This window comes from Hylemonella sp. GW821-FHT12C09, from assembly GCF_058807395.1.
The window spans coordinates 341,426-353,492 of the sequence record NZ_JBXAQQ010000002.1 but is presented as its reverse complement, the minus strand read 5'-3'; the positions used below and the strand labels follow the sequence as shown (position 1 = coordinate 353,492).

Sequence of the window (12,067 nt, the reverse complement as noted above, 5' to 3'; positions counted from 1 at the left end):
AGGTTTTACAACGACAGCAAACGAGGAGACCGACATGCAACGCAGACATTTCATCCAGGCCAGCCTGCTGGCCACCGCCGTTCCCGCCGCCTGGGCCCAGCCCAATGGCGCCTGGCCCGACAAGCCGGTCAAGTTCATCCTCTCCCAGCCGCCGGGCTCGGGACCGGACAACGTGGCTCGCCTGCTGGGTGACCGCCTGGCCCGCGCGCTGGGCCAGCCCATCGTCATCGAGAACAAGCCCGGCGGCCAGAACATCATCGGCGCGCAGGCCGCGGCGCGCTCGCCCGCCGACGGCTACAGCCTGTACTTCGCCACCACCGCCGCGCTGGTCACGAACAAGTACCTGTTCAAGACCATGCCCTACGACCCCGAGAAGGATTTCGTGCCCGTGGCCTTCATCGCCAAGAGCCCCTTTGCCGTGGTCGTGAAGGCCGAGTCGCCCATCACCTCCCTGCAGGACCTGATCTCCCGCTCCAAGGCCGAGCCCGGCAAGGTCTCGCTGGCCAACGAAGGCCCGCGCACCTTCGGCGGCATCATCGCGCGTGTCATCAACGCGCGCACCCAGATGCAGGCCAACCTGGTCGGTTATGCCTCGGTCGGCGTGGCGGTGCAGAACCTGATCGGCGGGCATGCCGACGTGGCCGTGGCCGACGTGGCCTCCACCGCCGCGCTGGTACGCCAGGGGCGCCTGCGTTACCTCGCCGTCACCGCGGCCAAGCGCGTGGCCGGCTGGGAGCAGGTGCCCGCGCTGTCCGAGCTGCTGCCGGGCTTCGAGATGGTGGGCTGGTTCGCCCTGGTGGCACCTGTCGGCACGCCGGCCGCTGCCATCCAGCGCATGAACAAGGAAATCAACACCCTGCTGGGTGACGCCGATGTGGCGCAGCGCATGGCCACGATCGGCCCCATCGCCGAGTCCATGGGCGCGCCCGAGCAGACCGGCGCTTTCCTCGCGCTCGAGCACCAGCGCTGGAGCCGCGCGGCGCAGGAAATCGGCCTGCTGCCCGAATAGGCACGGCCGGCGGCATCGACCAGCCAGCCCGGGGGGCTGGCCTATCATGCGGTGTCAGGGGCGCGGCCTGACGGCAAATGGCTGGGGGCCGGGCGATCGTCCTGACTATCATCTCGCATGCCCTACAGAACCATTCACGAACGGTTGCCGCGCCCGGCCTTGCTGCGCTACGCGCTGGCGCTGCTGATTTTCGTGCTGGCCCTGGGTTTGCGCTTTGCCGTCCTGCCGGTTGAAGCGCGTTTGCCCTACACACTGTTCTATCCCGCCACGGCCCTGGCCTTCTGGCTGTGCGGCGTCGGCCCCGGCCTGCTGGTCGTGGTGCTGAGCGCCCTGACCGGCTTCTACATCTTCACCCCACCCGTCTGGTCGTGGGAGATCACCCTGCCGGGCATCCTTTCGGTGGTGAGCTACGTCGTCTCGTCGCTGCTGGTGGCCTGGGTGGTGATGGCGCAGCGCGCTGCGGCCGACCATTACGCGACCAGCGAGAAGCGGCTCGACGCCATCGTCAACACGCAGTCCGACATCGTCTGCCGCTTCGATGTGCAGGGTCGAGTGCTCTTTGCCAACGAAGCATGCCAGCGCCTGTTCGGCCCGATGGCCCTGGATCTGCACCGCACGTCCTGGTCCTCCATCGTCTGGCCCGAGGACCTGCCCGCCGTGCAGCAGCAGATCCGCAGGCTCAGCCCGACCCTGCCCATGGTGCGTACCGAAAACCGCATCCGCCTGGCCTCGGGCGCCTGGCGCTGGGCCGAGTTCACCAACACCGGCATCTTCGACGCCGAGGGACGGTTGCGCGAAGTCCAGAGCGTGGGCCGCGACACGACCGAGCGCAAGGCCCTGGAGCGGCAGCTGCAGGAGGCCGGTGAGCGCATGCAGGACCTCTACGACAACGCGCCGTGCGGCTATTACTCGCTCGATGCCCGGGGCCGCTACCTGCAGATCAATGACACCGGCCTGGCCTGGCTGGGCTGCACCCGCGACGAGGTGGTGGGCAAGCTCGGGCCGCGCGACTTCTTCACCCCCGAGGGGGCAGCGCTGTTCGCGGCCAGTTTCCCGCGCTTCATGTCCGAAGGGAAGATCGGGCCCATCGAGTTCGATATCGTCTCGCGCAACGGTGTCGTGCGCCGTATCAGCACGCAGGCGACGGCGCTGCGCGACGACAAGGGCGAATTCCTCATGAGCCGCTCCGTGATGTACGACGTGACCGAACTCGCCCGCGTCCGTCATGAACTGGAGAGCGCCAACCGCGAGCAGGCCGCCATGCTCAACAGCGACCTGATCGGCATCGCCAAGGCACGCGATCGCACCACCGTCTGGGCCAACAAGGAGCTGGCCCGCATGTTCCACTACCGGCCCGAGGAAATCATCGGCCAGCCCACGCGGCTGCTCTACCTGGACGACGCCTCGCACCAGGCCTTCGGCCAGGCGGCCTACGAGGTGCTGCGCCAGGGTGACAGCTACCGTGGCCAGCTGCAGATGGCGCGCAAGGGTGGCGAGCCGATCTGGGTGGACATCAGCGGTACCCAGCTGTCCGGGGACACCGGCGAAACGATGTGGATGATGCTCGACATCACGGAGATGAAGCACCACGAGGCCCGGATCGAGAAGCAGGCTTCCTCCGATCCGCTCACGGGCCTGCCCAACCGCCTGCTGCTGGCCGACCGCCTGCGCCAGGGCATCCTGCACAGCGAACGGCTGCGCAACCACCTGGCCGTCTGTTTCATCGACCTGGACGGTTTCAAGGTCGTGAACGACGAATACGGGCACGACGCTGGCGACCACCTGCTGCGCGTGGTCGCGGCCCGCTTGCAGACCTGCGTGCGCGGCAACGACACCGTGGCCCGCTTGGGCGGTGACGAGTTCGTCCTGCTGCTGGCCAACCTGCAGCAGCGCGACGAATGCCGCCTCATCCTGGAACGGGCGCTCGCCGTGGTGAGCGAACCGGTGCCCCTGCCCGGCGGTGCCGAGGCCCGGGTGTCGGCCAGCATCGGCATCGCCCTCTGTCCGGACAACGGACGAACAGCCGATCAGCTCATGGCCGATGCCGACGCCGCCATGTACCGGGCCAAGCGTGCCGGCCGCAACCGCATGCATTTCTGCTGACGCGGCCGCGCCTGCCGCCGGGCCGGCGCGTTACCATCGACACATGAACACGAGCGGGGCAGCGAGCACGGTGACGCAGGAGGCCGAAGGCGGCAGCCCGCGCTTTTCCGTGGCCTTGTTGCAGGCCGAGAACCGGCGCCTGCGCGAGCAGCTCGACGGCCTGATCGCCGAGGCCCGCCTCAACCAGGACAAGCTGCGCCGCTTCGACCAGCTCGAACGCAAGGTCATCGGCGCGGCCTCGCTGGTCGATCTGGTGCAGACCCTGCTGGTGGACTACCCCGCACTCTTCGAACTCGATTGCGTCACCCTGGCGCTGGTGGACGCGCAGTACGAAGCGGCGCGCATCCTGGGCGAAGGCGGCGTGGCCCAGCCCGCCCAACTGCTCCTGCTGCAGGGTGAGCAGCCGCTCCAGCAACTCTATGGGGCCGGCACCCGCCCGCTGCTGGGCGCGCCGACGGCAGCGCACGATTTCCTGTTTGACGGGGCATCCGCCACGCCGGGCAGCGTGGCCCTGCTGCCCCTGGTGCACCGCGGTGCCTTCATCGGCAGCCTCAACCTGGGCAGCCGCGACGCCGCGCGTTTCGCCACGGGCAGCAGTACCGACTTCCTGGAGCGTCTGGCCGCGCTGGTGGCCGTCTGCCTGGACAGCGCGCTGGCCACCGAACGCCTCAAGCTCGCCGGCCTGACCGACGGCCTGACCGGCGTGCACAACCGCCGTTATTTCGAAGCGCGCTGCCTGGAAGAAGTGCAGTCCGTGCGTCGCAGCAAGCTGCCCCTGGTCTGCCTGCTGCTGGACGTGGACCACTTCAAGCGCATCAACGACACCCACGGCCACCCCGCTGGCGACGCCGTGCTGCGCTACGTGGCCCGCCTGATCCGCGCGCAGCTGCGCGGCAGCGACGTGGTGGCCCGCTACGGCGGCGAAGAGTTCATCATGCTGCTGCCGGCCACGCCGCTCGCTGCCGCGCTGGACACCGCCGAGCGTATCCGCCGTGTCATCGCCGCGCAGAGCATGCCGGTGCAGGTGGCCGAGCCGCTGCGCATCACGGTCTCCATCGGCGCCGCATTGCTGCCCGGCGAGGGCGAGGCGGACGCCGCCGTCCTGGCCGCGGCCCTGGTGCAGCGCGCCGACCAGGCGCTGTATGCCGCCAAGCAGGGCGGGCGCAACCGGGTGCTGGCGGCGGACTGAACGGCCGCTGCCGTCACCGCGCACAAGCCCCTGGAAACGACAAAGGCCGCCTCGTGGGCAGCCTTTGCGGGTCAGCGGCCGCAGGGGCCGCGGTGCGATCCGTCCTGGATCAGGACTGGCGGGCGTACCGGCCCGGCATCACTTCGCTCAGCTTCTTGCCGCCGCCGAAGCTTTCGCTGTCGGTGGCGATGTCGCCGTTGCGCTGGGCTTCGATCAGCTCGGCCTTCACCTGCTCACGGCTCTTGCCGGCCACCTGGGCCTTGGCGGGGTAGTTGCCCGGAATGATTTCGTTCATCTTGCGACCACGGGTGTCGGGGCTGAGCGGCGCGATGTCGCCGGTGCGGATGGCCTCGGCCAGCTCGGCCTGGACCTGCGCACGGGTCTTGCCGGCGGCCTGGGCCTTGGCGGGGTAGTTGGCGGGGAAGACTTCGTTGAGCTTCTTGCCGGCGTAGGCTTCGTTGTCGGACACGATGTCGCCATTGCGGACGGCGTCGGCCAGTTCGGCCTGCACCTGGGCGCGGGTCTTGCCGGCGGGTTCGGCGGCCAGGGCTTGACCGGCGGACAGGGCGGCCACAGACAGGGCCAGGATCGAAACAGTGGTGCGGTTCATGATGACATTACCTTCAGATAAACATGGAAACTGACCCCCGTCTGGCCTGGTGGGCCGGGCCGGGATCCCGTCGATGCCGCTATTTGCGTAACGTTGCTGCATCGATGGGATGAACTTTATAGACCCTGAAATAAACAATAAATAGCCTTCGCTGGACTACGGTGTTTCTGTTTCAGAAATAATAGAGTCCTTGAAAACGCCGGAGTCGCCATGGATCGTCTGCTTTCTATGAGGGTGTTCCAGCGGGTGGCCGACGAGGGCAGTTTTTCCGCCGCCGCCCGCGCGCTGGACATGTCCGCCCCCGTCGTGACCCGGCTGGTGGCCGATCTGGAAGAGCACCTGGGCTCGCGGCTGCTGCAGCGCACGACGCGCCGCCTCGCGCTCACCGACGCCGGCCAGCTCTACCTGAATCGCGTGCGCAACATCCTGCAGGACATCGAGGAGGCCGACGAAACCGTTGGCGCCCACACCCGCGAACTCGGTGGCCTCCTGCGCCTGCATGCGCCGCCGGTGCTGGCCTCCTACGTCATCGCGCCCCTGCTGGCGGGCTTTCGCCAGCGTTATCCCAACATCCTGATCGACATCGAGGTCGGGACCGTGCGCGAACCCCCGGTGGAGGACTTCGACATCACGCTGATCCCGGCCGACGTCAGCTTCGACGCCGATCTCGTGGCGCGCAAGGTCATCGAGTCCAACGCCATCCTTGTGGCCTCGCCCGCCTATGTGCAGCGCCGCGGCCTGCCGCAGGTCCCGGCCGAACTCGCGCAGCACGAATGCCTGCGCCTCAAGACACCCCATGGACGCGTGCGCCAGCTGCGCATGTGGCGCGAGGGTCAGCCCGAGCTGGCCGAGGAGGTGGAGATCCAGCCCGTGCTGCTGGCCAACCATACCGACACCCTGCTGCGCGCTGCGCTGGACGGCACCGGCATCACCTCGGTCACGCTGGAGATGGTGGCGCCCTATCTTGCCCGCGGTGATCTGGTGCGCGTGCTCTCGCCCTGGATCACCGGGCGCCTGGTCATGTACGCCGCCCTGCCCAGCCGCAAGTTCATTCCCCAGCGCAGCCGTGTCTTTCTGGACTACCTGATGGAGCAGACGCGCGAGCAGAGCCTGCGCGCGCTGGAGGCCTGCGCCGCCTGTTGAGCTGCCGCGCTCGGCCGGCGTCGCGATCACCACGCCCCAGGCCTCCATGGTTGCCATGCGGATTGCCCGCCTTGGCGGAGATGCGCGGGACTTGATACCAGTCTGCCCGGCCTGGGTTGAGGTGACTTCGGTCGCGATCGTGCATTGGGATGGCATCAGACATCCCTTGTTCATGGGATGTCTATCGTCCTGTAATTGCGTAGCATCGCCTTAGATCATCAAGCGCTAGCTCCGGTGTCCTCAGCCAGCCTTGGTCTTCCATCCTCCCGCGGGCAAAGCGGGAGTCCAATGCCAGGAGCGACAGCAGGTGTTTCCACTTCGTGCCACGTTTCTTGAGATTGCGTCCGATGAGGAGGAGCGCTCCCTGACGCCCTGCGACCGGCAGCTCGAGCGCCAATTGGCCCAGTTGCCTGCGGAAACCGGCGAGCCTGCCACTCTCCATCCCGAATACGACGAAGACAAGTCCTATCGGATCGACTTCGTCCTGAACCCCAAGGCCTGGGGCAACAGCGCATCGAACAAGCCCATCACGATCTGGATAGACAAGAAGCCCGAAGGCCTGCCCTGCGCGCTGGCACGCGAGGTCCAATCGGCCTTCGTTCTGGGAAGCTGGAACCAGGTCGATCAGTTCGGTGTGGGGGTTTTCGGACTGCAGCGGTACGATAGTCTGAGCGAGTTCGGGCCGGGCGGAAAGCTCCATGGCGGCCTGTCCGGCGACGAGCTCGAGAAATTTCTCGATGCGCGGGTGGCCCAGGAGCGAAGACCGCTCTGGGATGCCTACACGGCAGCCCGGCAGGCCTTGCGACACAAGGCGCAGGTCCATGAGCAACTGATCGAGAGTTACGCCCAGTGCCGAGCCCTGCGCGAAGAGCTTCCCGCCTGCGATCGCGCCACGCTGGACGAGGCCCGTCGCTATCTCTCCCTGTCCGGGCAGAGCGATGCACGCGTGCGCGCGGCCCTGAAACCCACCTCCAACCTGACCCAGGCCCTGACCGGCCCTGACGGGCGGGCCCTGATGGTGGCCGTGCGGGCGCTGGCGCCGCCGCTGCAGCAGCTGCGCGCCGCGCAGGAGAGCTACAAGAAGACCTTGCCCGAGAGCACGAAGGAGATGCTCATGGGCAACCTCTGGATGGCGATGCTCGGGCCGCTTTCGCTGCCGCTCCAGATTCAGCGCCATGCGCGCCTGGCCAAAAGCGCCATGACACCCCCCACCGAGCGAGCCGCTGCCGCCGCAGCGCTCGCCCAGAAAAGCGCGGCTTTCCAGGAGATCTATACCGCCTACGCGGCAGCGTTCCCCATCCTGAACAAGGTCGGCGAGCATGTGGACGAGGCGGCCGGCAAGCTGGGGGAAGGCCCGTTCACCCGCCGCGTGGTCGACGCGCTCCAGGACGCGCTGGAGGCCTCGGCCGAACTTGGCGCGGTGCTGGCCCAGGACCCCGTGAAAGTCTGGCGCTTCCCCGGCCTGATCAACCGTTCCCTGGAGCGGGGGTTTCGCACGGATCTCCCGTTTGCCCAACGCGTGGCCGCCAACCGGCTGCTCAAGGAAAACGCCACCCCGTTCTTTGCCCGGCTCAACGGCGGGATCCAGTTGCTCGACAGCACGCTCACGCTCGTGCCCAGCCCGCACGTCAAGGTGGCCATGCTGCTGGCCACGGTGATCGGTGACACGGCCGAACTCGTCGAGAGCTATTTCCATACCGTAGAGCAGCGCATGGGGTTCCGGGCTGCCATCGATCCGTCGCGGGCCCTGGGGCCCGATGCTTCTTATGCCAGCACCATGCTGCAGACCGCCTTTCTCGGACTGGGACTGCTGCCCGTCAAGGGACTGGCCAAGGAGTGGGTCGAGGAGGGCGCGAAAGCCACCCAGGCGCGCAAGGCGCGGCAGATCGCATTGCAAGGAGCCATGTAAATGGGCAGCGGCACGGCAAGCCATGTGATCGCCGAGAGCCCTGTGGCTTACAGGCAGGCCGTCGAGGCCGCCATCGCCTCGGACTTTCCGGCTGAGCTGGTGAAATGGCTTGAAAGCTCGGGCGTGCTGCTCAAGATCGCCTGTCTCTCGGAGAAGATCTCCAGCCAGGTCCATGCCTTCCGTACCGCCCGTGAGCTGGTGGCCTCCAGCCGCAGCCAGATTTCCGTGCATGCCTACACGATGATTCGCGACACGCTCACGGCAGAGGTTCGTGGTCTCAATGCCGGTTCCGGCGAGATGCGGCAGCTCGGCGAGGCGTTCGAGCAGGAAGTCCTGCGCAGTGATGCCTTCGTGCACGCCGTCACGAACCTCGCCAAGGAAGCGCACCCCTCCAGCCTGAGGGCGATCCAGCTGACCGAGGAGCATTGCCGCCTGCTGCTTCGTGTGGCCGATCGTCTGGGGGAACTGCCTTCGGGCCATGCGGCGGCCCAGGCGTTCCGAAAGTTCGTCAGCGTGGTTCCCCTGCACGATCCCGGCTGGGCCGCCATTGCGCACATCGCGCTGGACCGGGCCCGCCGCATGCGGGAGAAGTTTCCCGGACTGGACCGCAAGGCTTTGCAGAAGAATCCGGTTGCCAACTGGATCATCGAGATGTCCTACACCTGGCATGGCAAGGGGGAAATGTTCGAGTTCTATGGCAAGCGCTACCGTGCCACGGCGGACGCCGCCAACGACGCCTTGCGTGCAGCCCGCCAGCGGGCCGCGACGCGCGGGCCGGACTGGACGGCCGACCTCACCATCGGCGAGATGCGGCTCGGCCGCGCCGACCAGAAGGTGGGCAGCTGGTCCAAGTTTGCGGATGAAGCAGTGCTGAGTTATCCCAAGACCCCCGCCACCGGTGCGCAGCAGGTGACGGCCGGGAACCTGCCCGTGCATGGCCCGGCCCAGCCCAGCGCGCTGTTCCAGTTCAAGGCCGAATCAGAGCTGCGTCAGAGTGGGATTCCAGCCCAGCAGGCCAATGACCTCAAGCGCACGCTCGACGCCTGGGCGCAGGGTGAGCCGGTCTATGCGGCGGCACTGGTGCGCGACGAGAAGGGCGACATCGTGCAGCGCATCTTCCTGCTGGAGCCGCCCGATCCCAAGGCCGGCCTGAGTTTCTTCGGTGTCGGCACCGAGCAGGCCCGGATCGCCGAGCGCGCGGAGCTGGCGTCGCGCGGCGCCTTGGTCACCAACATCAAGGCCGATATCAAGAACCAGGAGTTGCGCACGCTGTGGCGCGAGATCTTCTGGGATGCGTTCGAGTCACTTTAGCAAGCCATCAAGGAGGAGACGATCATGGAAAAACGAGTCGCTGAATTTTCCCTGCTGCGCGACCCCGTCGCGCCCCTCGACGAGTCCCGCAAGCTGCTGCGCGTCAGCTCACCCCTGCAGCAGCAGGTGGACAACCTGGTCGCGACCGACGTCACGATGCAGGACCTGCTGGAGACCGTCGGGGCCATGGCGGCAGCCCGCATGAATGCCGTCATCCTGGCCGTGGCCCGGTCCCGGGCCAACGAGCCGGCCTTCGATCTGCCTCAGGGCCGCGACGTGAGTGAGGGCGATATCTCCATCCTCATGCGCCTGATCCAGCTGTCCGACTGGCTGGCGGATCAGTCCGACGAGGCCGGCGAGATGGCCATCCGGACCCGGCTCAAGGAGCTGGGGCTCCTGCCCGATGGCGAGATCAATCCCAAGGCCCTCGAGATGCTGCTGCGTGATGTCGGCGACGTGCTGGTCGCGCTGGCCGGCCTGCAGCTGCAGCGCTTCGATGTGCTGGCGGACGTCACCCGTCTTTACTCCGTCCTGGCCCTGGTCATGGATCTGCTCGACACAGCCGGTCATTCCCAGGTCAAGACCGTGCGGGCCCTGCTGATGCGCGCAGTGCTGCTGCCGTCCCGGCTGGAGCTGCTTTTCCCCCAGGCCAGTATCCCGATGGTGCGGACCGCTGGTGTTTCAGACCTCTACCTGCTGCGCAGCGAATGGCGGGGGTATGTACGCGGCGAGATCGCGGCGCTGAAATCCGTCATGGCCAAGGAGCGCCTCAAGCAGGAGGTCTCCGAGACGCGCGAAACCGAGCGCATCGAATCTACCGATTCCATGCAGTCTTCCGAGCAGGAAACGTCTCAGGAAACGCGCAACAGCAGCGAGCTGAGCAAGGAGGTGGCCACCTCGCTGACCGCGTCCCTGCAGGCCGGTGCGAACGCAGACGTGACCGGTGTCTTCCCTGGTGGCACCTATCGCGTCGGTGCCAACGCCCAGGGCAGCATCGGCATTTCGCACGCCGAGCGCCTGGCCACGCGCACCGCGCAGGAGGCCGTTTCCAAGGCCGTCTCGCGTGTGGAGTCCAGCGTGCGGACGCAGCGATCCACCCGCGAACTGGTGCGCAACATCAGCGGCCAGGAATACGAACTTGACAACGAGGGCAGCACGCACGTACGTGGCGTCTACCGCTGGGTGGATCGGGTCGAGCGATTCCAGATCTACAAGATCCCCGACCGGCTGCAACTGGAGTTCCAGCTGCCCCAGCCGGCCGAGTTCTTCAAGGCGCGCCAGCGCGCGGCTGCGGCCCTGGCGGAGAAGGGCGCTCCCCCGCAGTGGAAGGTCACCCTGGACATGACAGCCACCGACAACACGCTGCACAAGATCATCGACCAGCGAAGCGCCGACAAGCTGGCCAGCCTGTACCACGCCACCGAGCTTCCCCCCATGCCCAAGGACCTGCTGTCGATGACGGAGGTCATCACGGTGAAGGCTGACGGAACGCCGGCGGATGACCAGGGAATTGATCTGCTGGCTCCGCTGGCCTCAGCCCGCCAGGAACTGGTCATTCCCGAGGGCTACGAGGCCTACACGGTGCAGTACTTCATGTCGGCTACGCCCGCCAAGGGGAAGTGGGTTCGGGAGAAGAGCAACAACGCGGCCAGTGCGCCGGGCCACGACGTCACGGAAATGCACGTCTTCCACTCCATCGTGGCCGAGGCCTTCATCGGCGGCCGTGTCGAGTACGTCACGGACTGGCGGCCCGAGGACCAGAATCTGGAGGACCTGTTCACGACGCAGGGCAGTGCCTTCAACCGCAGCCCCAACTTCGGCAACGCTTTCGCCCGCTCCAGCGGCGTACGCAGCATTGGCCTGGCCCCGGGCACCGAGAGCCCCACGGACGCGCCGGTACGCACGCGGCTCGTGGTCGGCTTCCGCGCCGTGGGTGCATCGCACCTGCAGGCCACGGTGCGTGTGCACTGCCGCCGCACCGCCGAAAGCTACGCGATCTGGCGCCAGCAGGTCCACGATGTGCTTTACAACGCCTGGTCGCGCTGGAACCGTGACTACGAGTCTTCGCGCCAGACATCCACCATGTTCGGCCTGGCGCCCACCGGCGAACGCTCGCCTCTCAAGAACCGCAAGCTGATCGTCGAGGAACTCAAGCGCCAGATCATCGCGTGGTTGCTGGAGGAATCACCGTTCGCCGGGCGGGGGTCGCTCAAGCCGCTCGCAGGCAACGAAGCCTGGCGCGACGTCGACGTCAACCAGACCGTGGCGAATGCCCCCATCATCCAGTTCTTCGAGCAGGCCTTCGACTGGCCCAGCATGGCCTGGCTCTTTTACGCCTACTACTGGGCCGACAAGAGCAACTGGACCGACCTGGCCTCGCTGGAGGCCAACGACCCGGAGATGGAGGCTTTCCTGCGGGCCGGCTCGGCCCGTGTCCTGGTGCCGGTGCGCAAGTCCTTCGAAGACGCGGTCAAGCACTGGCTGGTCTACCGTCAGCCTTTTCTGGGGCGGGGCCTGCCATTGCCGGGTCACCCCCTGTTCGTGGCCCTGGCCGACGAGATCCGCAACCTCACCGAATCCAGCGTCGAGGGTGTGCCCGTCGGCCGGGCGTGGGACGTCAAGACCGCCACCCAGTTTGTCTGGCTCGACGAGCCCACGGCGCTACCGCAGAATGAACGTCCCCGGATCGGCGAGACCGCGACGACTGCGCCCATGATCCCCGTTATCGTGGACTGAGCCCGCTGGAGCGGCTGGTGAACAGGCGCCTTCCTGTCATGCATCGCTTCGGGCGCA

The 12,067-nt window shown here is 67.1% G+C and carries 8 protein-coding genes; 7 read left to right on the top strand and 1 reads right to left on the bottom strand.

Annotation, left to right across the window (positions count from 1 at the left end):
* Positions 1–34: 34 nt before the first annotated feature.
* The 3 genes from AC1RRP_RS05470 to AC1RRP_RS05460 all read left to right on the top strand — a co-directional run bounded on the left by AC1RRP_RS05470 (position 35) and on the right by AC1RRP_RS05460 (position 4,301).
* Complete coding sequence (locus AC1RRP_RS05470) at positions 35–1,009, top strand: Bug family tripartite tricarboxylate transporter substrate binding protein (protein ID WP_493034028.1); 975 nt, start codon at positions 35–37, stop codon at positions 1,007–1,009.
* Positions 1,010–1,126: 117 nt separating this feature from the next.
* On the top strand, positions 1,127–3,112 hold the full coding sequence (locus AC1RRP_RS05465) for a diguanylate cyclase domain-containing protein (RefSeq protein WP_493034025.1): 1,986 nt from the start codon (positions 1,127–1,129) through the stop codon (positions 3,110–3,112).
* A 43-nt stretch (positions 3,113–3,155) separates the two neighbouring features.
* Positions 3,156–4,301 carry a GGDEF domain-containing protein gene (locus tag AC1RRP_RS05460; RefSeq protein WP_493034023.1) on the top strand — a complete coding sequence of 382 codons (1,146 nt, stop codon included), beginning with the start codon at positions 3,156–3,158 and terminating at the stop codon, positions 4,299–4,301.
* A gap of 109 nt (positions 4,302–4,410) precedes the next feature.
* On the opposite strand, the gene AC1RRP_RS05455 is transcribed toward AC1RRP_RS05460, so the two are convergent.
* On the bottom strand, positions 4,411–4,911 hold the full coding sequence (locus tag AC1RRP_RS05455; protein ID WP_493034021.1) for a DUF4148 domain-containing protein: 501 nt from the start codon (positions 4,909–4,911) through the stop codon (positions 4,411–4,413).
* 210 nt (positions 4,912–5,121) lie between these two features.
* On the opposite strand from AC1RRP_RS05455, the gene AC1RRP_RS05450 reads away from it, so the two are divergent.
* From AC1RRP_RS05450 to AC1RRP_RS05435, 4 genes are all read left to right on the top strand, one after another.
* Complete coding sequence (locus AC1RRP_RS05450; protein WP_493034019.1) at positions 5,122–6,054, top strand: LysR family transcriptional regulator; 933 nt, start codon at positions 5,122–5,124, stop codon at positions 6,052–6,054.
* A 307-nt stretch (positions 6,055–6,361) separates the two neighbouring features.
* Positions 6,362–7,963, top strand: a complete 1,602-nt coding sequence (locus tag AC1RRP_RS05445) for a hypothetical protein (RefSeq protein WP_493034017.1) — start codon at positions 6,362–6,364, stop codon at positions 7,961–7,963.
* The gene (locus AC1RRP_RS05440) at positions 7,964–9,274 is read left to right on the top strand and encodes a hypothetical protein (protein WP_493034015.1); all 1,311 of its coding nucleotides are present in this window, start codon (positions 7,964–7,966) and stop codon (positions 9,272–9,274) included.
* Positions 9,275–9,298: 24 nt separating this feature from the next.
* Positions 9,299–12,010, top strand: coding sequence for a hypothetical protein (locus AC1RRP_RS05435; protein ID WP_493034013.1), 2,712 nt, complete (start codon positions 9,299–9,301; stop codon positions 12,008–12,010).
* Positions 12,011–12,067 lie beyond the last annotated feature (57 nt).